The 21658-nt window shown below is 60.0% G+C and carries 24 protein-coding genes, 1 tRNA gene and 2 pseudogenes; 16 read left to right on the plus strand and 11 right to left on the minus strand.

The window, feature by feature from the left end:
* The first annotated feature begins 5 nt into the window (after positions 1-5).
* The 6 genes and pseudogenes from atzF (at position 6) to BLU76_RS25470 (ending at position 5083) form a co-directional block, all read left to right on the plus strand.
* Complete coding sequence (atzF, locus tag BLU76_RS25445) at positions 6-1784, plus strand: allophanate hydrolase (protein WP_092224910.1); 1779 nt, start codon at positions 6-8, stop codon at positions 1782-1784.
* Between the two features lie 311 nt (positions 1785-2095).
* Positions 2096-2713: pseudogene (locus BLU76_RS25450) on the plus strand (GGDEF domain-containing protein); the annotation flags it as partial.
* A complete protein-coding gene (locus tag BLU76_RS25455; RefSeq protein ID WP_072347095.1) occupies positions 2706-2924 on the plus strand; it encodes a cysteine-rich CWC family protein in 219 nt (72 codons plus the stop codon). The pseudogene BLU76_RS25450 and the gene BLU76_RS25455, both read left to right, overlap by 8 nt.
* A 35-nt stretch (positions 2925-2959) precedes the next feature.
* On the plus strand, positions 2960-3652 hold the full coding sequence (locus BLU76_RS25460) for a pseudouridine synthase (RefSeq protein ID WP_092148660.1): 693 nt from the start codon (positions 2960-2962) through the stop codon (positions 3650-3652).
* 310 nt (positions 3653-3962) lie between these two features.
* Positions 3963-4847, plus strand: coding sequence for an alpha/beta fold hydrolase (locus BLU76_RS25465; RefSeq protein ID WP_092224912.1), 885 nt, complete (start codon positions 3963-3965; stop codon positions 4845-4847).
* Positions 4848-5009: 162 nt separating this feature from the next.
* A tRNA-Gly gene (locus BLU76_RS25470) sits at positions 5010-5083 on the plus strand.
* A 269-nt stretch (positions 5084-5352) separates the two neighbouring features.
* On the opposite strand, the gene BLU76_RS25475 is transcribed toward BLU76_RS25470, so the two are convergent.
* Positions 5353-5538 (minus strand): hypothetical protein, encoded by a 186-nt coding sequence (locus BLU76_RS25475; RefSeq protein WP_033046215.1) that lies wholly within the window; start codon positions 5536-5538, stop codon positions 5353-5355.
* A 368-nt stretch (positions 5539-5906) separates the two neighbouring features.
* Between BLU76_RS25475 and BLU76_RS25480 the strand changes: the two genes are divergently transcribed.
* On the plus strand, positions 5907-6206 hold the full coding sequence (locus tag BLU76_RS25480; protein ID WP_092148664.1) for a DUF3077 domain-containing protein: 300 nt from the start codon (positions 5907-5909) through the stop codon (positions 6204-6206).
* A gap of 123 nt (positions 6207-6329) precedes the next feature.
* Here BLU76_RS25480 and BLU76_RS25485 read toward each other — a convergent pair whose 3' ends face one another.
* A complete protein-coding gene (locus BLU76_RS25485; protein WP_092224914.1) occupies positions 6330-6806 on the minus strand; it encodes an Lrp/AsnC family transcriptional regulator in 477 nt (158 codons plus the stop codon).
* Positions 6807-6951: 145 nt separating this feature from the next.
* Between BLU76_RS25485 and BLU76_RS25490 the strand changes: the two genes are divergently transcribed.
* The 3 genes and pseudogenes from BLU76_RS25490 to BLU76_RS25500 all read left to right on the plus strand — a co-directional run bounded on the left by BLU76_RS25490 (position 6952) and on the right by BLU76_RS25500 (position 8501).
* On the plus strand, positions 6952-7581 hold the full coding sequence (locus BLU76_RS25490) for a LysE family translocator (protein WP_092224916.1): 630 nt from the start codon (positions 6952-6954) through the stop codon (positions 7579-7581).
* Between the two features lie 340 nt (positions 7582-7921).
* Positions 7922-8050: pseudogene (locus BLU76_RS32010) on the plus strand (type II toxin-antitoxin system HicA family toxin); the annotation flags it as partial.
* Positions 8051-8090: 40 nt separating this feature from the next.
* The gene (locus BLU76_RS25500; RefSeq protein ID WP_092148680.1) at positions 8091-8501 is read left to right on the plus strand and encodes a type II toxin-antitoxin system HicB family antitoxin; all 411 of its coding nucleotides are present in this window, start codon (positions 8091-8093) and stop codon (positions 8499-8501) included.
* Positions 8502-8632: 131 nt separating this feature from the next.
* Here the strand turns inward: BLU76_RS25500 and BLU76_RS31620 are convergent, their stop codons facing one another.
* Entirely contained in the window at positions 8633-8779 is a 147-nt protein-coding gene (locus tag BLU76_RS31620; RefSeq protein WP_170862029.1) for a hypothetical protein, read from the minus strand.
* Between the two features lie 176 nt (positions 8780-8955).
* On the opposite strand from BLU76_RS31620, the gene BLU76_RS25505 reads away from it, so the two are divergent.
* Positions 8956-9360: a low affinity iron permease family protein gene (locus BLU76_RS25505; RefSeq protein WP_092148683.1), complete on the plus strand. Its 405-nt coding sequence runs from the start codon at positions 8956-8958 to the stop codon at positions 9358-9360.
* A gap of 48 nt (positions 9361-9408) precedes the next feature.
* Here the strand turns inward: BLU76_RS25505 and BLU76_RS25510 are convergent, their stop codons facing one another.
* The 3 genes from BLU76_RS25510 to BLU76_RS25520 all read right to left on the minus strand — a co-directional run bounded on the left by BLU76_RS25510 (position 9409) and on the right by BLU76_RS25520 (position 12575).
* On the minus strand, positions 9409-10317 hold the full coding sequence (locus tag BLU76_RS25510; protein WP_092224918.1) for an SDR family oxidoreductase: 909 nt from the start codon (positions 10315-10317) through the stop codon (positions 9409-9411).
* Between the two features lie 79 nt (positions 10318-10396).
* The gene (locus tag BLU76_RS25515; RefSeq protein ID WP_092224920.1) at positions 10397-10900 is read right to left on the minus strand and encodes a DUF4142 domain-containing protein; all 504 of its coding nucleotides are present in this window, start codon (positions 10898-10900) and stop codon (positions 10397-10399) included.
* Between the two features lie 325 nt (positions 10901-11225).
* On the minus strand, positions 11226-12575 hold the full coding sequence (locus BLU76_RS25520) for a sensor domain-containing protein (RefSeq protein WP_092148689.1): 1350 nt from the start codon (positions 12573-12575) through the stop codon (positions 11226-11228).
* A gap of 248 nt (positions 12576-12823) precedes the next feature.
* Here BLU76_RS25520 and BLU76_RS25525 point away from each other — a divergent pair, with 248 nt between their 5' ends.
* Positions 12824-13063, plus strand: coding sequence for a CopG family ribbon-helix-helix protein (locus BLU76_RS25525; RefSeq protein ID WP_063322563.1), 240 nt, complete (start codon positions 12824-12826; stop codon positions 13061-13063).
* On the plus strand, positions 13053-13373 hold the full coding sequence (locus BLU76_RS25530; RefSeq protein WP_092148692.1) for a type II toxin-antitoxin system RelE/ParE family toxin: 321 nt from the start codon (positions 13053-13055) through the stop codon (positions 13371-13373). Before BLU76_RS25525 ends, BLU76_RS25530 begins: the two co-directional genes overlap by 11 nt.
* On the opposite strand, the gene fos is transcribed toward BLU76_RS25530, so the two are convergent.
* The gene (fos, locus tag BLU76_RS25535) at positions 13363-13776 is read right to left on the minus strand and encodes a fosfomycin resistance glutathione transferase (protein ID WP_092224922.1); all 414 of its coding nucleotides are present in this window, start codon (positions 13774-13776) and stop codon (positions 13363-13365) included. The two genes, BLU76_RS25530 and fos, sit on opposite strands and share 11 nt — an antisense overlap.
* A 257-nt stretch (positions 13777-14033) precedes the next feature.
* Here fos and BLU76_RS25540 point away from each other — a divergent pair, with 257 nt between their 5' ends.
* Complete coding sequence (locus BLU76_RS25540) at positions 14034-15269, plus strand: aminotransferase class I/II-fold pyridoxal phosphate-dependent enzyme (RefSeq protein ID WP_063322565.1); 1236 nt, start codon at positions 14034-14036, stop codon at positions 15267-15269.
* A 13-nt stretch (positions 15270-15282) separates the two neighbouring features.
* Positions 15283-16446 carry an MFS transporter gene (locus tag BLU76_RS25545; protein WP_092148698.1) on the plus strand — a complete coding sequence of 388 codons (1164 nt, stop codon included), beginning with the start codon at positions 15283-15285 and terminating at the stop codon, positions 16444-16446.
* Between the two features lie 140 nt (positions 16447-16586).
* Here the strand turns inward: BLU76_RS25545 and yiaY are convergent, their stop codons facing one another.
* On the minus strand, positions 16587-17735 hold the full coding sequence (yiaY, locus tag BLU76_RS25550) for an L-threonine dehydrogenase (protein ID WP_063322567.1): 1149 nt from the start codon (positions 17733-17735) through the stop codon (positions 16587-16589).
* A gap of 140 nt (positions 17736-17875) precedes the next feature.
* Here yiaY and BLU76_RS25555 point away from each other — a divergent pair, with 140 nt between their 5' ends.
* A complete protein-coding gene (locus tag BLU76_RS25555) occupies positions 17876-18895 on the plus strand; it encodes a DUF4917 family protein (protein ID WP_092148701.1) in 1020 nt (339 codons plus the stop codon).
* Between the two features lie 163 nt (positions 18896-19058).
* Here BLU76_RS25555 and BLU76_RS25560 read toward each other — a convergent pair whose 3' ends face one another.
* The 3 genes from BLU76_RS25560 to BLU76_RS25570 form a co-directional block, all read right to left on the minus strand.
* On the minus strand, positions 19059-19403 hold the full coding sequence (locus BLU76_RS25560; protein ID WP_092224924.1) for a YegP family protein: 345 nt from the start codon (positions 19401-19403) through the stop codon (positions 19059-19061).
* Between the two features lie 81 nt (positions 19404-19484).
* Positions 19485-20066, minus strand: a complete 582-nt coding sequence (locus BLU76_RS25565; RefSeq protein ID WP_072347081.1) for a DJ-1/PfpI family protein — start codon at positions 20064-20066, stop codon at positions 19485-19487.
* A 129-nt stretch (positions 20067-20195) separates the two neighbouring features.
* The gene (locus BLU76_RS25570) at positions 20196-21413 is read right to left on the minus strand and encodes a class I SAM-dependent methyltransferase (protein WP_092224926.1); all 1218 of its coding nucleotides are present in this window, start codon (positions 21411-21413) and stop codon (positions 20196-20198) included.
* Positions 21414-21658: the final 245 nt, after the last annotated feature.

Below are 21658 nucleotides of genomic sequence, written 5' to 3' on the forward strand. Positions count from 1 at the left end.
ACCCCATGAACCTTTCGCTTCGCTTGGACGACCTGCGCAATGCCTACCGCAGCGGCGAACTGACGCCGCGTAAATTGCTGTTGGAGCTGCGGGAAAAAGCCGCGGCGCTGAACCCGGACTATCACCTGTTCATCCACCTGCTGACGGCCGAGGAACTGGAACCCTACCTGACCGCGTTGGAAGGCCGCGACCTCGAGAGCCTGCCGCTGTACGGCGTACCTTTTGCCATCAAGGACAACATCGACCTGGCTGGCATTCCCACCACTGCCGCCTGCCCTTCGTTTGCCTACGTACCGCCACGTTCGGCCACCATCGTCGAACAGTTGCTGGCACTGGGCGCGATCCCCCTGGGCAAGACCAACCTCGACCAATTCGCCACCGGGCTCAATGGCACTCGCTCGCCCTACGGCGCCTGCCGCAACAGCGTGCTGCCCGACTACCCGGCAGGCGGTTCGAGCGCCGGCTCATCGCTGGCCGTGGCCCTGGGCGTGGCGAGCTTTGCCTTGGGCACCGACACCGCCGGCTCCGGTCGGGTGCCCGCAGCGTTGAACAACCTGGTGGGATTGAAAGCCACCCTGGGGCTGATCTCCACGGCGGGCGTGGTCCCGGCCTGTCGCACGCTGGACTGCGTCACGACCTTCACGGCGACGGCCAAGGAAGCCAGCCAGCTGTTGGCGCTGACGGCCCGTCCAGACCCTCGTGACGACTACAGCCGCCACAACCCGCAGTGGAACGATGGCACCGCGTTCGGCGCGCCCCGGCGCTTTCGCTTCGGTGTGCCGCGCCAGCAAGACTTGGAGTTTTTCGGCTGTCCTGAAGGTCCGCAACTGTTTCTGGATGCCATCGAGCGACTCGAACGCCTGGGCGGCGAAGCCGTGGAACTGGACCTGTCGCCGTTCCTGGAAGCCGCACGGCTGCTTTATGAAGGCCCGTGGGTGGCCGAACGCTACAGCGTTGCCGGCCCATTGATGGAGCGCGAGCCCGGCGCCGTACTGCCCGTCATCCGTGCCGTATTGGCGAAAGCGCCTACGGTGGATGGTGTACAAACCTTCCGTGCCCGCTACCGTTTGCAAACGCTCAAAGCCCAATGCGACCGGGCCATGGAGGCGCTTGATTGCGTACTCACACCGACCATCGGCCGACCGGTGCCCCTCGCCGAACTGGCCGCCGAACCGGTGCTGCGCAACTCGGAGCTGGGGTACTACACCAATTTCATGAACCTGCTGGACTACGCCGCCGTCGCCGTGCCCAGCGCATTCATGGCCAACGGCTTGCCTTGGGGCGTGACGCTGTTCGGTCGAGCGTTCACCGATCAATACCTCTTGAGCGTGGCCGATGCCTTGCAGCGTCAACAGGACAAGACCTTGCCTGTTCCCGCCCACCCGGCGCGCCACGACCGGGCACGGCTGGTCGTGTGCGGCGCACACCTGGACGGGTTGGCGTTGAACTGGCAGCTCAAGCAACGCGGCGCGCGGCTGATCGAGGCCACCCAGAGCTCGCCGGACTACCGTCTCCATGCCTTGGCCGGCGGCCCACCCCTGCGCCCCGGCATGCTTCGGGTCAGCGAGGGCGGCGTGGCGATCGAGGTGGAAGTCTGGGAGCTGCCGAGCAGCGAACTGGGTTCGTTCCTGACCGGCATCCCCGCACCGTTGGGGCTGGGCAAGGTGCAACTGGCCGATGGGCGCTGGGAAAGCGGATTCATCTGCGAGGCCTATGGATTGGAGGGCGCGCAGGACATCAGCCATCTGGGGGGATGGCGGGCTTATCTGCGTAGCCTGGAATAAAGCTGAACCTGTGGCGAGGGAGCTTGCTCCCGCTCGGCTGCGAAGCAGACGCTTTCGGGGCCGCTTCTCGGCCCAGCGGGAGCAAGCTCCCTCGCCACGGTCCCACAAACCTGCAAATTCGACTGTCTTTTCCCACAAGGCCACTAAACTGACTTCATTGGGTCTGCGCCAAGGGAATCGCCATGTCGCTCCGTTCGCCGTTGTATTCCCAGCGCAAGCCGCTCCTGGCCGTGGTGGCGCTGCTGGGTACCGGATTCCTGATCATTGCCTTGCTGGGCTATTACGCAGCCCATGCCTCGGTACGCGATAACATCCTCAAGACACTGTATCTGAACCTGTTGATCGGCATACTCGTGACGCTGGCTGTCCTGGCAATCCTTTATCGGTTGATCAACAGCTACCAACAACGCATCGACGCCCAAGCCACCCTCGACAGCCTGACCGAATTGCCGAATCGCCGTGGCTTCGACCTGCTGGCCGTGCAAGCCCTCCATGAAGCCCAGCGCGAACCCAAACCCTTGACTGCGCTGCTGATGGAACTGGACGATTTCAAGCGGTTGGACACCACCCATGGTCATGTCGCCACCGATCAACTGCTGGCCGGGTTCGCCCGCGACCTGACACAAAACCTGCGGCATTCGGACATCGTGTGTCGCTGGAGCACTGAAGCCTTTGTCGTCCTGCTCAAGGACATCGATGGACAGACCGGTCTGAAGATCGCAGAGAAAATTCGTCAGCACATCGAAAAGCAGCGCTATTTCTGCAGTGGAAAACAATTGCTGGTCACCGTCAGTCTCGGCCTCACCACCTTGCAGGACGAAGACACCTTGCACAGCCTGCTGTCGCGGACCGATCATGCGCTACAACGCGCCCGGCAGACCGGGCGCAATCGAACCTGCGTGGAAATGCCTCATTCCAGTTATGAATAAACCCGATCTTTGCCCGGCCTGCGGCGGTGCCAATGACTGCACCCTGGCCGACCCACGAACCGCCGACCGCGCCTGCTGGTGTTACGGCGTGAGCATCGACCCGGCCGTGCTTGAAGCATTGCCAGCCGAGCTGCGTGATCAATCCTGCCTGTGCCCACGCTGCGCCCAGGTCCAAGCCCAGTTGCGCGCCAAGCCTCAGCCGATCGCGTAAGATGCCCGCCCTCCGTTGCCTTGCCTGAACTGCCCATGCGCGTCGACCGTTTCCTCAGTAATCTGCCGCGATTCAATCGCCAACAAGTGCGCCTGTTGCTGGTGGAACGCCGGGTGCGGATCGACGGACAGACCGTCAGCGATCCCCATGCACAAGTCCGCGAATTCAGCCGTGTAGAAGTCGACGACGAAGTGCTGCAAGCTGGCCGGCCAGCGCGCTACTTCATGCTGCACAAGCCGCCCGGCTGTGTCAGTGCAACCCGCGACCCGCAACACCCCACGGCGCTCGACTGGTTGGACGAACCGGACAAGGACGACCTGCACATCGCCGGACGCCTGGATTTCAACACCACCGGGCTGATGCTGATCACCAATGACGGCGCCTGGTCGCGGCGCCTGACCCAACCGCAGACCAAACTGCCCAAGGTCTACTACGTTGAAACCGAGCAAATCATCACGGCCGAATACGCCGACACTTTCGCCCGGGGCCTGTACTTTGCCTTCGAAGACCTCACCACCCAACCTGCTGAGCTGACGCTGCTGGGGCCCAGATCGGCGCGCTTGAGCATCGTTGAAGGGCGCTATCACCAGGTCAAGCGCATGTTTGGCCACTTCAACAACAAGGTGCTGCGCCTGCACCGCGAGCGCATGGGCCCACTGACACTGGACGCCCGTCTCGAGCCGGGCCAGTACCGCGCCTTGAGCCTTGAAGAAGTCCATCTCATCTGAACCTGCTACCGCTGGGCAGAAGTGTCGAACAATTTTCCGATAGGTACTTGCGCAACGCTCGCCCCCCTGCTTGAATCAAACCGTCGGCCGAAATGTGACCGATGAGTCACAACATACTTCCAAGAAACTTTTTGCCGGCTGGAACCCTCAGGTTCCGCCTTGTCCCGCCGGCGAACTGCCCGCCTATAACAACACCCGTCGACCTTTTTTTTGGATCGACATGGGCCTTATCTTCCAGGCGTATGCCTACCTGTCACATTGCCCGTGCAATCTCATTGCGCGCATACCCGCTTGCCAGGAGTCTTATGACATGAGGCCAGAAATCGCTGTGCTGGATATACAGGGTCAGTATCGGGTTTACACGGAGTTCTATCGCGCAGACGCCGCACAAAAGACCATCATCCTGGTCAACGGCTCAATGGCCACCACCGCGTCGTTTGCACAGACCGCCAAAAACCTCTACCCGCAATTCAATGTTGTGCTGTACGACCAACCCTACGCGGGCAAGTCCAAAGCCCACAACCGGCATGAGACCATGCTGACGAAAGAGGTCGAAGGCCAGATCCTCCTGGAACTGATCGACCACTTCGCCGCCGAGCACGTGCTGTCGTTTTCCTGGGGCGGCGCCGCCACACTGACCGCCCTGGCCCAGCGCCCACGGCGCATCGAAAAAGCCGTGATCAGCTCGTTCTCACCGGTACTCAATGCGCCGATGCGTGACTACCTGGAGCGCGGCGTGGATTACCTGAGCAGCCTGGACGGCGACCGTGTCGGACACTTGGTCAACAGCACCATCGGCAAACATTTGCCGCCGCTGTTCAAGCGTTTCAACTATCGCCACGTGAGCAGCCTGGCCGAGCATGAATACGGGCAGATGCACTTCCACATCAGCGATGTGCTTCACAGCGACCAGTTGTGCTACGTCAACGCGGCGAAGAAAATCAACGTGCCGGTGCTGTTCCTGAACGGCGAATGGGACGAGTACACCGCGGCCGCTGACGCCAAGCTTTTTGCCGAGCATGTACAGCAGAGCAGCTTCAGCACCCTGCAAGCCACCGGGCACTTCCTGGACATGGAACACAAGGCCGCCTGCCGGGACAGCCGCAACGCTTTAATGGACTTCCTGCAACCGACCCACCACGAAAGTCGACCTCGCTACAACTACGTGCAGGGCTACCATGCACTGGCTATCTGAAACCGAGTCTTCGCGAGCAAGCCCCACCCTGCGCTTTTGGCAACGGGGTTTGCCCGCGAATGACCGCTCTGGTTTGAGGCTTGCGTAGACGGGTGACCTCGCCGTACGTAAAGAAAAACTTCAAATCCGTGGCCACATCTGGTACAAAGTCAGCCGCTCTGAGCGGGTGTCGTATAATGGCATTACTCCAGCTTCCCAAGCTGATAACGAGGGTTCGATTCCCTTCACCCGCTCCAATCGAATTCTGGTCCCGCGTTGTATATTTTTTGGCGAGGGATTAAAAAAAACCGGCTCATGGTGGCCGGTTTTTTTATGGCTGATGTTTGGGGAAGTGTGAGGTGATCTCCGAGCGTAGATAGATGGCTCCCCATCTCCGTCCAAAATAATACGCCCCCATTTCCACATCCTCGACGTTATCGAGAAAGCACCCTCTTGCAAGCCGAAGACGCCTTGAGCCGGCTACCGCCACGGCATCGCCGAAAAAAGGTATCTCAGCGATAGAGCATCAAACATGCTTAGCGACAAAAGCGACGACGACAAACACGGTCAGAGCGAACGCTGCACCGATGCTGAACGGCAACCACGTAACGCGGAATGTGGTCGGGGCCGGGCGCCTCATTTCTTCTGCCAAAGCCTCTACCTCTCGATGCAATTGCTCAATGCTTGCTTGATGACTTCGATGTGTGGACATGTCATTTCTCCTCCGAGGTCGCGGGGCCCTGTCTGTCCATCAACAGCATCTGATCCCTGGGTCTGGAGAATCAGCGCAATTAAAATATCGTATGGCTACCATGAAGATTTGTAGGCAAAATCCGAAAACTGCGTAGGGGGTGCGCTTACCTTACTTTTTGGCGAGTTTTCGCCTTGTCGCCCTTGTCCTTCGATGGCTACTCTCCAGACGTCGCTGCAAATCAGCGATCGGGCTTGGGAACCCGTGAGTCATGCAACCGCGCTTCACGGGAGCTAGACAATGCGTACCTCGCAGCAAAACAGATCATTTTTAAACCAGCCAAATCTCAGGCCTCGAATTTACTGCTTCTCGATCAACGGAGGCAGACCATGAACGAAAACACTGAGCTCAAAACCATCGGCTACACCCCCTTCAACTATTCCGCTGATCGAGCACTGTTCCGAGTCAACGGCGGCGTCCCTATCCAAGAGGCATTGGAACGGGCGTCGGATCTTTTGCATCTCGCCCACCGGCTTGCCGAAGACGCGGCGTTTGAGAAGAGCACCGACCGCTACGCCTGGGCTGCGCATTTTTTGTTGGAGATGAGCAAGGCAGTAATTGATGACGTTGTGAAAGTCATTACGCCTAGATCGGAAGTTGAAGTTAGAAAAAAAGCCGAGAAACAATAGATAGACCGTACGTTTGAGAATGGGAGCCGCAAGACTCCCACCTAACGACAAACCAAAAAGCCCCGGCGGTTTTTCGCAGCGGGGCTTTTTGTATGTTGGCTGCCTACTTGTGTCGTTCATTGCTCAGCCGCCAGGCAAATGCCCCAACGGCAACGCCCCCGGCGTCTTCACCGTATGAATCGCGAAGTTGCTGCGGATGTCACTTATGCCCGGCAGCTTCAACAAATGCCCGGTGACGAAGCGGTCATAGGCACGCAAGTCCGGCACCACGACTTGCAACAGAAAATCCGACTCGCCTGACACCAGGAACGCCGAAATCACTTCCGGCAATGCCGTGACCGCCTGGCGAAATGCTTCGGCTCGTTCGTCGTTGTGCCGCTCAACTTTCACGCCGACAAAAATCGTCAGCCCGAGGCCCACTTCGTCGCGATCCAGAATGGCTTGATAACCACGAATCACACCGGCGTCTTCGAGCATCCGCACGCGGCGCAGGCAGGGTGACGGGGACAGGCCGATTTCTTCGGCCAGTTGCACGTTGCTCAGGCGACCGTCCCTTTGCAGTGCGGCGAGGATTTTGCGGTCGAAGGCATCCAGTTTCATGAGTTGGCATTTTCCGATGGAATGACACGAATATATGGCAGGTTATGCCAATTTCCTTAGCTTTAGAAGCTGACTTCGCAACCACCTGCCCTGCCCCTCGGCCCTAGACTGGCACTACCGAATCGTCGATGAAGGGAGGTGTGGCATGGCAGAGCTCTGGTTGTTCCTGATGGCCTTGATGGTGGCGTATTTGCTGCCTGGGCCGGACATGATTCTGTTGCTGCAAACCGGTGCCCGCCAGGGCAAGGGCGCGGCACTGGCGACGGCGGTGGGCCTGGGCATCGCCCGGGGATGTCATGTCGCGCTGGCCGCATTGGGACTTTCGGCATTGTTCAAGACTGCGCCCTGGACGTTTGACGCGGTGCGCCTGGCCGGGGCTGCCTACCTGTTATGGATCGGTTTTCAATGCCTGAGGACCACGTTGTTGCCGAGTTTTGAAGGAGCCGGTATCGAGGCCGGAAAGCGGCGTTGGTATCAGGCGATTCGGCGCGGTCTGCTGACCAACTTGCTTAATCCCAAGGCATTGTTGTTTTGTTCGGTTTTACTGCCGCAGTTTATTGATCCACAGGGCGGACCGGTGTTGGGACAGTTTGCGACCCTGGGCGTGGTGTTGGTCAGCGTGGGTTTGTTGTTTGATAGCGGCTACGCGCTGGTAGGTGTCGCGCTTGGGCGCTGGCTTCAACGCTCCCCTTCGGCCCAGCGCGTGCAACAGTGGTTGTTTGGCAGTCTTTTGATTGGGTTTGCGGTGCGGCTGACGTTTGTGCAGCAGGCCTAGTGCCTGTGGATAAGCTGATCGGACGGACACCTGGAGCGAGGCGAACTGGGCTGAAACCGGGGGCTGCTGCGCAGCCCAGCGGGAGCAAGCTCCCTCGCCACGGTCGTATTTTTTACCCTCCCTCACATTCCGAAATAACCCCACCCACCTAGCCGCTCCCCTTGCCGGGCGCGGCTTCTACACTTCGGTGCAATCAGCTCACCCACCCGCTAGTGTCATCCCGGTGGTTATGGTGTTGATCATTAAATTTCAGTAGATATAGTACCCACCAAGCACACCACACGGAGGTGTTGTGAATAGCCGATTTTTGATAAGCCAGATCATTGCGGACGGTTGATATGTGGTGCGGGTTCGGGGCAGCCACCATCACTTCAAGCACCCGACCAAGCCGGGATTGGTCACGGTTCCTCATCCGAAGAAGGACCTGCTCAAGAAAACGGCCATCAGTATTTTGCAACAGGCGCTGCTTCAGCCGCCCCGTTGCCCTGCGTTCCCGGAGGACGATGAATATGCTTTACCCGATTGCGATTTCCATGGGCGATGACAAGCACGCCTGGGGTGTTGAAGTGCCGGATATTCCCGGATGTTTTTCCGCAGGCGATGACCTGGACGAGGCCATGGCGATGGCGCGTGAGGCCATTGAGGGACACTTCGAGATTTTGGCCGAGGACGGTTCGGCGATTCCGCCAGCCAACACCGTCACCCTGCATGCAGCTAATCCAAAGTATGCCGGCTGCACTTGGGCGCTGGTGGACATCGATGTCACCAAGTACCTGGGCAAGGCGCAGAAACTCAACATCACGTTGCCCGGTTATCTGCTGAATCGCATTGATGAATATGTGTTGCACCATCCTGAAGAGAAGAGCCGGTCAGGGTTCCTCGCTTCTGCCGCTCTCAAGGTATTGCAGCAAGGGCGGTGAACGTTTGTGGGAGCGAGCTTGCTCGCGATGGCGTCAAATCAGCAGCATCCATGTTGGCTGACAGGGCGCCATCGCGAGCGAGCTCGCTCCCACAGGGGTTTGCAATCGCCCCTCCGATGGCTGCGGGCCGTCTATTTTTTCTCAGCCCCGGACTCCTGCATCTGCACCGAAGACTTGGTGCCGTCGGTGTTGTCCTTGGTCTCGTTATCCGAGTTATCGAAACAGCCTTGCAGGGTGAACAAGCAGCAGGCAAGGCAAAAAGTGCGGGCGAGATTCATGATGTACTCCAATGCCGAGGGCTTTCAGCAGTGACCTGCGAGAGCGGCAATGGTTGCGACTGTCATCGTGCCGAACGATGAACGTCGACGGATGTTGGGGACTGAAATGTAAGTAGAATCTTCACCGCCTCGTTGCTGTCACACCAGACAGGTGCATCCAATAAGGAAACACGGCAATGACGTTCGCAAAAATCGCTCAAAAACTGGCCCTCTGGGCGGGGAGCCCCAAGACATTCCTGGGGGCCATCGTATTGTTGGCACTGTGGGCAGCCAGCGGACCTTTCTTCGGTTTCAACGACACCTGGCAATTGATCATCAACACCTCAACCACGATCATTACCTTCCTCATGGTGTTCCTGATTCAGAACACGCAGAACCGCGATACAGACATCTTGCACCTGAAGATCGATGAACTGTTGAGAGCGACCAAGGAGGCACAAAACGCAATGCTCGGACTCGAATCCCTGGACCTCAAGCAACTGGAGGCGCTGAGGAAACACTACCAGGCCATGGGCAACGACGAGGTCAGAAGCCTTGAAGGCCTGGAAGCGAAAAGCAAGATCGACCTGAACCAGTGCTGAGAGATGCGCGAGTGGGTGACATGCCCACTCGCGCGGTTCGGCCAAGCGTCAAGGCAGTGGGTTACCGCCCGTCACGCCAAACACTTCCCCAGTGATGTAGCTCGACTCCTGGGATGCCAGCAATACATAGAGCGGCGCGCATTCGGCCGGTTGGCCTGGACGTTTCATCGGCACCTGCGCGCCAAAGGAAGGAATCTTCTCCTGCGGTTGGCCGCCACTGGGTTGCAGCACGGTCCAAATCGGTCCCGGTGCCACGGCATTGACCCGGATGCCCTTGCTGATGACTTGTCCGGCCAACGCCTTGGTGAACGCCACGATGGCCGCTTTGGTCGTGGCGTAATCCAACAGCGTCGCGGACGGGTCGTAGGATTGGATCGATGCGGTGTTGATGATGGTCGCCCCCGCCGGCATCAGCGGCACCGCTGCCTTGCAGATCCAGAACATCGCATAGATGTTGGTTTTCATGGTGTCGTCGAATTGCGCAGTGGTGATGTCGGCAATGTCTTTTTGCGCTTCCTGCTTGCCGGCAACGTTCACCACAATATCCAGGCCGCCCAATTGCTCGTGGGCACTCTTGACCAATTGCACGCAAAAGGTTTCGTCCTTGAGGTCGCCGGGAATCGCAATCGCCTTGCGGCCTTCGGCTTCGATCAGCTCGATGACTTGCCGCGCATCCCGCTCTTCGCTGGGCAAGTAGTTGATCGCGACATCCGCGCCCTCGCGGGCATAGGCGATGGCGGCGGCACGACCGATGCCTGAGTCACCACCGGTGACCAGGGCCTTGCGCCCTTCCAGACGCCCGAAGCCCTGGTAACTGTTTTCACCATGATCGGGCTTGGGCACCATGTCCTGGTCAATGCCCGGTGGCGACTGCGGCTGGTCGGGAAAGGGTGGGCGCGGATATTGGGTCAATGGGTTCTGCATCGCGTATTGGTTGGGCTCTCGGCGTGTGGACATCGAGGTTCTCCTTTTCGGCGGGCAAAAACAGCCGGGACGCTGACGCCCCGGTCCTGAATGCAAAAGCAGATGCGGCAGATCAACGGCTGGCTTGCAGCGCCCTGGCCATTTCAAGATGGGTCTGCAATTTAGGCAGGGTTTCATCGGCAAACGCCTTGATCTCCGGCACTTCGGTGGTCTGGGCCTGCTGCTGGATCTGCGCGATGGCCTCCTCGGTGGCCTTGACCTGGGTGGCGGCATACGCAGCCTCGAACGACTCGCCTTCCTTGACCTGCGGCATCAGGGCCTTGGCCTTGTCCGCCACCTCCTCCCGGGGGGCGACAGGCAAGTCGAGCTTCTTGGCGATCTTCGCCAAGTGTTGATTGGCCGTGGTGCGGTCGTTGATCACCATGATGGTGTAGTCCTTGACCTCCCTGGATTCGGCTTTCCCATGGGCCATGCGACTTGTCTCGATGTCGGCTATGCCTTTGGCGGAAGCATCGTTGATGAATTCGGCAGGCGATTGGGCCCAGGCACTGTTGGCGCCCAGGCCCATCAACACGACAACACTGGTGGTGCGAAAAAAACTGGCCATACGGCTCATGATCGCGCCCTCCTCTGATGAAAGTTCTGGCGGTTTATCCACCGTTGAATCAGAACCAGCCATGAATACAGCGAAACGTGCGACCCGGCTTTCGACGGTTTCTATCGACGCTCGTGATGGTGGTTCTCCCACTTCTGCGACCCGCTTCGGACACCTTCGTTCGATCATGAGCAATGTTTGCCAGATAAATACCGCTTGAACCGGGCATGGTCCGGCCCCCCCTATTCGTGGATGCAGGGCGCGCAGCCCCCTTCTTATATTCGAATTGGATACGGGTTGAAGGTTTGAGAAAGGTGCTCGTGCCACGACGAACGGTGGCGTGCTTTCAGATGCCGAACGCCCTGTGATTCTGGCGTTTGGCGGCATACATCGCCTCGTCGGCGTGGCGGAACAGGGCAACATCTTCAGTGCCATGGTCGGGGAAACAGGCCACGCCGATGCTCGGTTCGATGCTTAGGCAGTGCCCGTCCAGGCGCAGTGGCTGGGCCAATGCATGGCGGATTTTTTCCTGCACGCGTTGGGCATCCGCCAAGGCCTGGATGCTGTGCAGCAGCACCACGAACTCGTCCCCACCAATACGTGCCACGGTGTCGGTGTCGCGGATACAGCCCTTGAGACGATTGGCCACCGCTTGTAACAGCATGTCGCCAACCCCGTGGCCGTAGGTGTCGTTGATCTGCTTGAAACGGTCCAGGTCGATGTACAGCAAGGCCATGCGCCCGGACGCCGCACGAGCGGTCGCCAATGCACACTTGAACCGTTCACGGAGTAATTCGCGGTTGGGCACCTGGGTCAATTGATCGTACTGAGCCATGTGCTGCAACCGGGCGTGCAACTGCTTGCGCTCGATGGCGACGGTGATCTGTGCGCAGACGTATTGCAGCAGTTCCTTGTCCTGCTCGGTGTAGCGCTCGTTGTGCGGCGCACTCTTGACGATCAGCGCGCCAATCGTACCGCTCTGCGAGTTCAGCGGCACGCCCAGCCAACACGGCGCATCCGGCCGCGCTACAAGGTCATCGAACCCCGGCGGCAAGTCGTTACAACCAGGCGTCAGCAGGATCGGCTGGCCGCTGCGAATCACCTCGGCGCACAAACGCCCGGTGACCGTGCCTGGCAACTCGGGCTGCCCTTCCCGATCGTCGACGTGATAGGGGAAGTTCAGCTGCGAACATTGTTCGTCATACAGCGCCACCGAGAAATTCAGCGCCGGCAGCCACTCGCCAATAATCAGGTGGATGCGCTTGAACAGCGCCAGCAGGTCTGCCGCGGCATGGGCCGCCTCGGAAATCGCATACAACGCCGCCTGTCGGGACTCGGCCTGCTTGCGCTCGGTGATGTCTCGGGCCACGGCAATGCGCAGCTGGTCCGCCGGCGACCAGCGCGCCGACCACAGGATGTGCACCACCCGCCCGTCCTTGCGCACGTAGCGGTTCTCGAAATTGAGCTTGGGCTCGCCGTCCATGATCTCCCGCGCCGCCTCAAGGGTCCGCTGGCGGTCGGCGGGATGCACCAGGTCGATCATTAGCTGGCCGATCAGTTCCTGCGGCGTGTAGCCAAAGATCTGTTCGCAGGCAGCACTGACGAACACGAAACGCCCTTGGCCGTCGACGGCACACACGGCGTCCAGCAGAAGATCGATGTAGCTGGCCAGCGGCGCGGAACTTCGAGTGTCCATGGGGCTGGAGGTCATCCGGATAATGCAGCGGTGAGCGAAGCGGGTGATCGTCAGTTCGTGACGCCGATACAACGAGCGAGAACGACTCGCCCCCTGTAGCGATGAGGATAGCGCAGGGGATCAGACTGTAGAGGATGAGCCTCGATATCGGGGCGAACATTCACACAAACGATGGAGACCAACGGGACTGGCCACACTTCAAGGACGATGTAGTATGTTGTATTACAAACCACTACATCGAGATCATCATGTCCATCATGTCATTGCGCTTGCCCGATGATGTCGCCGAAACCCTGGCGGTATTGGCCAAGGCTACCGGGCGCAGCAAATCATTCCTGGCCGTCGATGCGCTACGCGAATACCTAGCCCGTGAAGCCTGGCAGATCAAGGAAATCCAAGAAGCCTTGCATGAGGCAGATGCAGGTGACTTCGCGAGTCCCGAGGATGTCAGCACGATTGCCGAAAAATGGATGAACAATGCAGGTTGAGTGGCTGCGTACTGCCCTCAAGAATCTGGACGACGAAGCCGCTTATATTGCGCTGGACAATCCAAAAGCAGCAGCGCACTTCGTCAAGGCAATCCTCATGAGCGTCGAGCAACTTGCTCAATTCCCTGCGTCCGGTCGTGAAGGCCGCCTGGCTGGCACCCGTGAATGGGTTGTCCCCGACCGCCCATACCTGATTCCCTATCGCGTTCGCCACGGACGTGTGCAAATCCTGCGACTGTTCCATATGCGACGATTGCCAACGCCTGGTAGGTGCAGCCACTCGCTTCAACGCAACCCCGTCATTCCGTAAAAAACGCCATACCGGCATACGGTGCCTGCCGACAAGCCTTCAACCGCGACGCCAGGTCGCCCACATGCACTTCAAGCTTGTGCCCGTCCGGGTCGAGAAAGTAGAACGAATCACCCTCGCTGCGGTTGTCGCGCCATGATGACACCTGGGCCGCGTTCAGCCGCGCCACCAGTTCCGGGAAATCCTCGGCAGTGATGGTGAAAGCGTAATGGGTGTAGTCCGCCGCCGGCTGGGGCCGGCGCAATGGGTCGAAAGCCAGGCACAACCACAAACCCGGCAGCGACAAATAGGCCCCGCGGTCCCACTTGGCTTCGAGACGCAACTGTAATAGCTCGCCATAAAAACCCACGCTGCGATCCAGGTCGGTGACGGCAAGGGTCAGATGATTGAAGCCTGAGAGCATCAGCAAACCACCTTCAGAAAAGAGTGATAACCCAGTGGGCGTGGGGCGAACCCAGGGTACTTCCAAGCTCCGACATCGCCGACGGATTCCCCGTCCAAGGCCCTAGGCAAAGTCCTACGCAGAACTCTCCAGTGACACTCAAACACGCCAGAAACAGCCGATTCAAAGCCCTGCACAACAATCTGTAAAGTCTGGAAACACACCGCTATCGAAACACCCCACGGACAGCACCATTCACCAAGGAATGTAATCGCACCATGAACCAGACCGCTCAAGCACCCCATCACTTCACCCACTACCGCAAGGTGATTTCCCTGGCAGACCAGAACTGGCAGGGCACCGAGGCCGGAAAGGTCTCAGGGCTGAATGTCGAGGTCAAGACACCCAATGTGCTGGTCGACCAATACGGTCGTACCTTTCATCATTTCTGTACCACGTCCTACCTGGGCCTGGACTATCACCCCGCATTGCTGGACGGCGCCATGACGGCCCTGTGGGAAACCGGGACCCTGCGGGTCGCCAACTCAAGGAATCGCTGCAAACTGGCGATCCTGGACCAGTACGAAACCCAATTGTCGGAGCTGTTTGGCGCCAGTTGCCTCAGTGCCCTGTCGTGCAGTGCGGCAAGCGCCGGAATCCTGCCGCTGCTGGCCAGCGGTGCATTCACCAACCATTGTTCGCCGGTCATGGTGTTTGACAAACACGCCCATTACTCGATGAACCACAGCAAGGCCGCCTGTGCCGATGAAACCCAGGTCGTCACGTGCCCGCACAACGACATGGACTTCATCGAAGACCTGTGCAAACGCCAGCGCTGCGTGGCGTACGTGGCCGACAGCGCCTACAGCATGGGCGGATTGGCGGACCTGGACAGCCTGATGTATCTCAAGCAACGCTATGGCCTGTTTCTTTATCTGGATGACTCCCACGCGCTGTCTGCGGTCGGGGAGTCCGGCGCAGGCCTGGTCCGTTCGCGCGTCCCGGCCGTGGATGAACGCACCCTGATCGTTGCGTCCTTGGCCAAGTCATTCGGGGCCAGTGGCGGGATGGTCATGTTTGGTAGCGAGCGGCACAAAGCGCTGGTGCAGCGTTACGGTGGGCCGAGCAATTGGTCCCAGAGCCTGAACGCAGCGGCCATCGGCGCCGGTATGGCGTCGATACGCCTGCACCGCAGTCGAGAATTCAGCGCCCTGCAGGAACGTTTGCAAGCTAATATCCGCTTCTTCGACAGCCTCGTGCGCACTGAACAGCGTGGCAATCCCATGGCAATCCGCATGGTGCCCTGCGGTGAAGCAGCCCTGGCCAACAGCCTGGCCGTCGAACTGGCCGAACTGGGGTATTTCACTTCAGCGGTCTTTTTTCCCGTGGTGCCGCAAGGCAAAGCCGCCATTCGCATCACCCTGCGCGCCGACATGGAGCCGAACGTGATTCGCTCGTTTTGCGAAAAGATCACCGAACTGCTGCTGACCCACGGGCGTGACATCCGCCCTTGAGACAGGACGCTCGATGAAGAACCGTACAACCCTGATCGTCACTTGCACTACCGTTTTCCTGGCCCAACTGGGCATGAGCATCTACTTGCCGGCCCTGCCCGATATCGCCCGGGACCTGGGCGCCGATGCGTCCCGGGTTTCCTGGGGCTTGTCGGTGTACCTGATCGGCATGGCGCTGCCCATGTTGCTGTGGGGCAGCCTGAGCCAACGGCTGGGGCGCAAGCCGGTCTTGCTGGCGGCCTTGGGGTTGTACGGCTTGGGCAACCTGGCCCTGCCGCTGGGCACAACCGTGGAGGCGTTCCTGACGCTCAGGTTGATCCAGGGCATCGGTGCCAGCGGTATCTCGGTGATGGCGCGGGTACTGATTCGGGACAGTTTCAGCGGCGACCTGTTGGCCAAGGCACTGTCATGGATATCGATCGCCTTTGTGATTGCCCTCGGTATCGGCCAGTACCTGGGCTCACTGATCCAGGCCGTTTTCGGCTGGGAAGCGATTTTCCAAGGCTTGGGCGCCGTCAGCCTGGCCATGGCAGCGGCGGTGTCCCGGGCCAGGTTCCCGGTGCTGGTGCAAACCGGCAACGGGCAATCGGCGTGGGGCATCTACGGGCACATCCTGCGACAACCCGCGTTCATGCTGCCGGCCTTGGCCGGTGGGCTGGGTTACGGCGTGATCGTCGCCTTCAACACCGCCGCGCCACTGATCCTGCAGGAGAGCTTCCACTGGTCACCCATTGAATACGGCCTGCTGGGCTGGCCGGTCAGTGCGGCGTACTTGCTTGGGGCGCTGGTGGTGAATGCTTTTGTATTGCGTACCGGTCAACGGCGAATGATGGGCTGGGGCATTGCCCTGGTGCTGGGCGGGAGCATGAGCATGCTGGCAGGCAGCCTCACCTTGAGCAGTATAGCGCTGCTCTTCTGGCTGCCGTATTGCTTCGCGGTGTTTGGCCAGTCGTTGATCTACCCCATCAGCCTGTCCCTGGCCAACGAAGGCTCGCCGGTGGCCGGCGCTTATGCCATGGCGTTGAGTGGGTTCCTGCACCAACTGATGGCCTCGGTGATCGGTGCCATGGCCAGCCTGTTGTTGAGCCAACAGGCCTGGCCGCTGGCGGCGTTATGCGCACTGTTGGGGGCGGCGGCGATGCTCTGTGTGAAGTTCGTGCCACCCCGGGTCGCTTAGGCTTTGTACGAAAAGTGCCTGCGCGACGATCATGCTGCGTTGAAAACAGGCTCGGAATGCTCATTGACAACCAGTCAACTCCGCTTCCTCGCCTGTTTTCGCCTTGCCTGATCGCCGCTCGGCGACTTTTCATACAAAGCCTAGAACGCGCTGCGGAAAATCTCTTCGATCTGCCGCTGGTCCGCCGCCCGTGGGTTGGTCAGGCCGCAGGCGTCTTTCAAGGCGTTGGCGGCCAGCACCGGTACGTCGTTGAGGCGTACGCCCAGGTCACGTAAACCGGCCGGAATGTCCACGTCAAGGGCCAGTTTGCGGATCGCCGCAATGGCGTCCCGGGCTCCCTCTTCCGGGCTGAAACCGCGTGTATCGGCGCCCATGGCATGAGCCACGTCGGTCAGCCGAACGGCGCATACCGAAGCATTGAAGCTCTGCACATGAGGCAACAGCACCGCGTTGCACACACCATGAGGCAGGTCGTAGAAGCCACCCAACTGGTGCGCCATCGCGTGCACGAAACCCAGCGATGCATTGTTGAACGCCATCCCCGCGAGAAACTGCGCGTAGGCCATGTTCTCCCGCGCGGTCAGGTCATTGCCGTCACGCACGGCCAGGCGCAGGTTGTTGCTGATCAGGGTGATGGCCTTCAGGGCGCAGGCATCGGTGATGGGGGTAGCGGCGGTGGAGACATAAGCCTCGATCGCGTGGGTCAGTGCATCCATGCCGGTGGCGGCCGTCAGGCCCTTGGGCATCGCCACCATCAGCGCCGGGTCGTTCACCGACATCAATGGGGTGACATTGCGATCGACAATCGCCATTTTCACGTGGCGTGTCTCGTCGGTGATGATGCAAAAACGGGTCATTTCGCTAGCGGTGCCCGCCGTGGTGTTGATGGCGATCAGCGGCAGCTGCGGCTTGCTCGAACGGTCGACGCCTTCATAGTCACGAATCTGCCCGCCATTGGTCGCACACAGGGCAATGCCCTTGGCGCAGTCGTGGGGCGAACCGCCACCCAGCGACACGACGAAATCACACTGGCTCTCCTTCAGCAGCCCCAGCCCGAGCTCGACGTTGGCGATGCTTGGGTTGGGCTTGGCGCCGTCGAAAATGACCGAGTCGACGTCCTGTATCGCCAACAATTCGGCCACCTTGGTGGCGACGCCGGCCTTGGCCAGCCCCACGTCGGTGACGATCAGGGCTTTGCGAAAGCCGTAGTTGCGGATAGCGGTCATCGCTTCATCGAGGCAGCCCAGCCCCATGATGTTCACGGCGGGAATGAAAAAAGTGCTGCTCATGGGGTCACGCTCCTGGTTGAGGCCGGATCGGCAGGGCTTACAGAATGACCGACTAGTCATGACGCATCTTGATCTGGCTCAAGACTGGGTCGTGATAAAGTCGCGCCCTGCCTTTGCCACGTTTTGAGATGATCCTTGCGATGACCGATTTCCAGGAATACGACACCCGGCTCGAAGACTGGGAGGCCTTGCGCGCCGACACCGCCTTCAGCGGCCTGTTGGTGGGCAATGGGGCCAGCCGCGCAGTGTGGGATGATTTCGGCTATGACTCGCTGTTCGAAAATGCCCGCACCGTCGAGGAGAAACCCCTGAGCCCGTCGGAGCTGAGCGTGTTCGATGCGATGCAGACGCGCAGTTTCGAGCAGGTACTCGCTGCGCTTAAAACCACCAGTCGGGTCAACAAGGCCCTGGCCGTCAGCTCCGCCGCGCCGCGCAATCGCTATTACGCGATCAAGGAAGCACTGATCAACACTGTGCATGCGGTGCACATCCCATGGCGCCTGGTGCAACCTTCGACCCTGGCGACGCTCAACCAGGAGCTGAGCCGCTACCGCACGGTGTTCACCACCAACTACGACCTGCTCAACCATTGGGCGATCCAGCAGGCGCCCGAGAGCATCAGCGACCTGTTCTTCGGCGATGATCACAATTTCGACCTGAGCCAGGCGACCACCGACAAACCACGCCTGTTGTACCTGCACGGCGGCCTGCACCTGGTGCGCAACCAGGACGGCACGGCGCGCAAGCTCACCTCCACCGAAGGCACCTTGCTGGGCAGTTTCGCCATCAACAACACGATCAAGACCCTCGACGACGTGCCGTTGTTCGTCAACGAAGGCCCAAGCCAGGACAAGCTCAAGACCATCCGCAGCAGCGATTACCTGTCGTTCTGCTACGACCAGTTGCTGCAGCACGGCGACAACCTGTGCCTGTTCGGCCATGCCCTGGGCGAGCAGGACAAGCACATCGTGCAAGCCCTGCGCCTGGCCGCACCGAAGACCGTGGCGATTTCGATCTATCCCCGTAGCCAGGCGTTCATCCAGCATCAGAAGCGGCATTACGCCAAGGTGTTCCAGGGGCTGGAGGTGCAATTGCGCTTCTTCGATGCAAAGAGCCACCCGCTGGGCGATCCGAAGCTGTCGGTGCCGGTGGAGGTTTAACCAGAGCTGGCATGACCTGGAAACCCGACGTCAGTGAATGGTGGCGAGGGAGCTTGCTCCCGCTGGACTGCGAAGCAGTCCCATCGTGCAAATGACGGCTGCTTCGCAGCCGAGCGGGAGCAAGCTCCCTCGCCACAGGACGCTCGCTGCCACAGGGATGAATTCAAAGCGCCGCCACGGTCTTGTCCTTGATCACCGTCGTCGGTCCGTTGGACTTGACGCTGGCAATGCCTTTGTCCCGGGCCGCATCCGATGAATAAGCTTCACTGCTGCCAATCACTTCATGGTTGGCCGCTTTGAGGTTGAAGTACGGATGGCCGTCCTTGGTGTTCTTGAGTTCATAGCGCTCGGCCAACGGACTGTTTTTCTGCACCGAAGCAATGCCACCATCGACACCGCTGCGGGTGGTGTACAGCTCACTGGTCAGAATCGTTTCGGCGTTGGCCGCTTTGAGTACAAACCGAAACTGGCCGCTGCTGCTTTTGCTGATTTCGTACCATCCGGACATGATTTTTCTCCTGGCAATGAAGACATGCCCCGAGAGTAAAGACCCGCCGCGCTTGCCCTGCCAGTCCGCTGTGCAGCGTTATTACAATGTGATGGCCGTGCCCAGCAGCGTCAGGAAACCCGCCAGCCAGCTCGGGTGCGCAGGCCAGGCCGGTGCAGTGGCGAGGTTGCCCTGGACATGGCCTTGGGTCACGGGAATGTCGATATAGGTCCCGCCCGCCAGTCGGACTTCCGGAGCACACGCCGGATAGGCGCTGCATTCACGCCCTTCGAGAATGCCCGCCGCCGCCAGCAATTGCGCACCGTGGCACACCGCGGCAATCGGCTTGCCCGCCAGATCGAAATCGCGCACCAGTTGCAGGACGGTTTCATTCAGGCGCAGGTACTCCGGCGCTCGTCCCCCCGGCACCAACAGCGCGTCGTAGTCGGCGGCCTGGACGTTGGCGAAGTCATGGTTGAGGGCAAACAAGTGCCCCGGTTTTTCACTGTAGGTCTGGTCGCCTTCGAAATCGTGGATCGCCGTGCGCACCGTCTGCCCGGCGGTTTTGTCCGGGCACACGGCGTGCACGGTGTGGCCAATCATCTGCAGGGCCTGGAACGGCACCATGACTTCATAATCTTCGACGTAATCGCCGACCAGCATGAGGATTTTCTTGGCGGCCATGGGAAGGGCTCCTTTGGGGGGCTGCGTGGGTGGTTAACGCATTAAAGGTAGCCCGCTACGTCAATAGATGAGGGATAAGCGCCGATTACCTGACGGGATGCACCTCGCTCCCACAGGATGTCAGTGATGTCAGGCGAGGTATCCATCCGCTCGCAGCAGCGTTTCGAGGCAATGCTCGGTAACGTGGTAGAAAGCCTTGAGCTCCTGGATCTTCGCCAGCAGCTCGGTGGGGTCCGCCGGTTCGGCGCGTTTGACCGCGAGGATCATCTTGTTCTTGTTGGTGTGCTCAAGGGAGATGAACTCGAAGACCTTGGTCTCGTAGCCGCACGCTTCCAGGAACAGCGCCCGCAAGCTGTCGGTGACCATTTCCGCCTGCTGGCCAAGGTGCAGGCCATATTGCAGCATTGGCTTGAGCAAGGCCGGGCTCTGGATCTGCAGGCGGATCTGCTTGTGGCAGCACGGCGAGCACATGATGATCGAGGCGCCCGAGCGAATGCCCATGTGGATCGCGTAGTCGGTGGCGATGTCGCAGGCATGCAAGGCGATCATCACGTCCACCGCGCTCGGCGCCACGCTGCGCACGTCGCCGTGCTGGAAGCTCAGGCCCGGGTGTTCCAGGCGCGCGGCGGCTTCGTTGCACAGCTTGACCATGTCTTCGCGCAGCTCGACACCGGTCACCACGCCTTCGGCCTGCAAGGTGTTGCGCAGGTAATCGTGGATGGCGAACGTCAGGTAGCCTTTGCCCGAGCCGAAATCCGAGACCCGCACCGGTTTGTCCAGGGCCAGCGGCGAAGACGTCAGTGCATGGCTGAAGACCTCGATGAACTTGTTGATCTGCTTCCACTTGCGCGACATCGCCGGAATCAGCTCGTGCTTGTGGTTGGTCACGCCCAGGTCGGCCAAAAATGGTCGGTTCAGGTCGAGGAAGCGATTTTTCTCACGGTTGTGCTCGGCAGATGGCACTTCCCGCAGTTGCTGGGGCTTGCTCTTGAACAACGAGCTCTTGCCCTTCTTGCTGTACTCCAGCTGCGCCTCGTCGGTGACCGCCAGCAAATGTGCGTTCTTGAACGATGCCGGCAACAGCCCGGCAATGGTTTCCACCCCTTCGGCTACAGGGAAATTCTTGGTGATGTCGCGGGTCTTGTAGCGGTAGACGAAGGACAGGCACGGCTGGTCCTTGACCGTCAGTTGCTTGATGATCAGCCGCTGGAGGTCCGCTTCGTCACCCACGTACTTGGCCAGCACCAGTTTGATGAACGCATTCTGTTCGAGACTGGTTTTCAGCAACTCGATGAACTGGGCGTGGTGATCCGGCGCGTGATGGGCGGGGGTTGCGGTGGCGGACATGAACAAACGGCCTCGGGCGGGCGAATCGGAGAATGGCGGGTATTTTAGGGGGGATGGGGTGCGAGGGCACGGAGAATTTCCCGGACGGTGCGAATTCGGCTAATGCCCCCTCCGCGATGACCAACGTTGTTGCAAGCAGCGGGGTTCATGTGGCGAGGGAGCTTGCTCCCGCTCGGCTGCGAAGCAGTCGCCTGGAAAAGTTGATGTCCGACAGAGAACCGATGGGGACCGCTTCGCGGTCCAAC

This window comes from Pseudomonas sp. NFACC08-1 (assembly GCF_900106735.1).
Lineage (GTDB): Bacteria > Pseudomonadota > Gammaproteobacteria > Pseudomonadales > Pseudomonadaceae > Aquipseudomonas > Aquipseudomonas fluorescens_Q.

What these genes read in the sequence shown, in the direction of transcription:
- fos (WP_092224922.1), bottom strand. Translation starts at nt 13,776, where the DNA reads ATGCTCTCAGGCTTCAATCATCTGACCCTTGCCGTCACCGACCTGGAT.
- BLU76_RS25565 (WP_072347081.1), bottom strand. Translation starts at nt 20,066, where the DNA reads ATGGCCGCCAAGAAAATCCTCATGCTGGTCGGCGATTACGTCGAAGAT.
- BLU76_RS31620 (WP_170862029.1), bottom strand. Translation starts at nt 8,779, where the DNA reads ATGAATCTCGCCCGCACTTTTTGCCTTGCCTGCTGCTTGTTCACCCTG.
- yiaY (WP_063322567.1), bottom strand. Translation starts at nt 17,735, where the DNA reads ATGAGCAGCACTTTTTTCATTCCCGCCGTGAACATCATGGGGCTGGGC.
- BLU76_RS25525 (WP_063322563.1), top strand. Translation starts at nt 12,824, where the DNA reads ATGTCCATCATGTCATTGCGCTTGCCCGATGATGTCGCCGAAACCCTG.
- BLU76_RS25530 (WP_092148692.1), top strand. Translation starts at nt 13,053, where the DNA reads ATGCAGGTTGAGTGGCTGCGTACTGCCCTCAAGAATCTGGACGACGAA.
- BLU76_RS25540 (WP_063322565.1), top strand. Translation starts at nt 14,034, where the DNA reads ATGAACCAGACCGCTCAAGCACCCCATCACTTCACCCACTACCGCAAG.
- BLU76_RS25490 (WP_092224916.1), top strand. Translation starts at nt 6,952, where the DNA reads ATGGCAGAGCTCTGGTTGTTCCTGATGGCCTTGATGGTGGCGTATTTG.
- atzF (WP_092224910.1), top strand. Translation starts at nt 6, where the DNA reads ATGAACCTTTCGCTTCGCTTGGACGACCTGCGCAATGCCTACCGCAGC.
- BLU76_RS25560 (WP_092224924.1), bottom strand. Translation starts at nt 19,403, where the DNA reads ATGTCCGGATGGTACGAAATCAGCAAAAGCAGCAGCGGCCAGTTTCGG.
- BLU76_RS25570 (WP_092224926.1), bottom strand. Translation starts at nt 21,413, where the DNA reads ATGTCCGCCACCGCAACCCCCGCCCATCACGCGCCGGATCACCACGCC.
- BLU76_RS25515 (WP_092224920.1), bottom strand. Translation starts at nt 10,900, where the DNA reads ATGAGCCGTATGGCCAGTTTTTTTCGCACCACCAGTGTTGTCGTGTTG.
- BLU76_RS25505 (WP_092148683.1), top strand. Translation starts at nt 8,956, where the DNA reads ATGACGTTCGCAAAAATCGCTCAAAAACTGGCCCTCTGGGCGGGGAGC.
- BLU76_RS25510 (WP_092224918.1), bottom strand. Translation starts at nt 10,317, where the DNA reads ATGTCCACACGCCGAGAGCCCAACCAATACGCGATGCAGAACCCATTG.
- BLU76_RS25455 (WP_072347095.1), top strand. Translation starts at nt 2,706, where the DNA reads ATGAATAAACCCGATCTTTGCCCGGCCTGCGGCGGTGCCAATGACTGC.
- BLU76_RS25545 (WP_092148698.1), top strand. Translation starts at nt 15,283, where the DNA reads ATGAAGAACCGTACAACCCTGATCGTCACTTGCACTACCGTTTTCCTG.
- BLU76_RS25500 (WP_092148680.1), top strand. Translation starts at nt 8,091, where the DNA reads ATGCTTTACCCGATTGCGATTTCCATGGGCGATGACAAGCACGCCTGG.
- BLU76_RS25555 (WP_092148701.1), top strand. Translation starts at nt 17,876, where the DNA reads ATGACCGATTTCCAGGAATACGACACCCGGCTCGAAGACTGGGAGGCC.
- BLU76_RS25480 (WP_092148664.1), top strand. Translation starts at nt 5,907, where the DNA reads ATGAACGAAAACACTGAGCTCAAAACCATCGGCTACACCCCCTTCAAC.
- BLU76_RS25460 (WP_092148660.1), top strand. Translation starts at nt 2,960, where the DNA reads ATGCGCGTCGACCGTTTCCTCAGTAATCTGCCGCGATTCAATCGCCAA.
- BLU76_RS25465 (WP_092224912.1), top strand. Translation starts at nt 3,963, where the DNA reads ATGAGGCCAGAAATCGCTGTGCTGGATATACAGGGTCAGTATCGGGTT.
- BLU76_RS25475 (WP_033046215.1), bottom strand. Translation starts at nt 5,538, where the DNA reads ATGTCCACACATCGAAGTCATCAAGCAAGCATTGAGCAATTGCATCGA.
- BLU76_RS25520 (WP_092148689.1), bottom strand. Translation starts at nt 12,575, where the DNA reads ATGGACACTCGAAGTTCCGCGCCGCTGGCCAGCTACATCGATCTTCTG.
- BLU76_RS25485 (WP_092224914.1), bottom strand. Translation starts at nt 6,806, where the DNA reads ATGAAACTGGATGCCTTCGACCGCAAAATCCTCGCCGCACTGCAAAGG.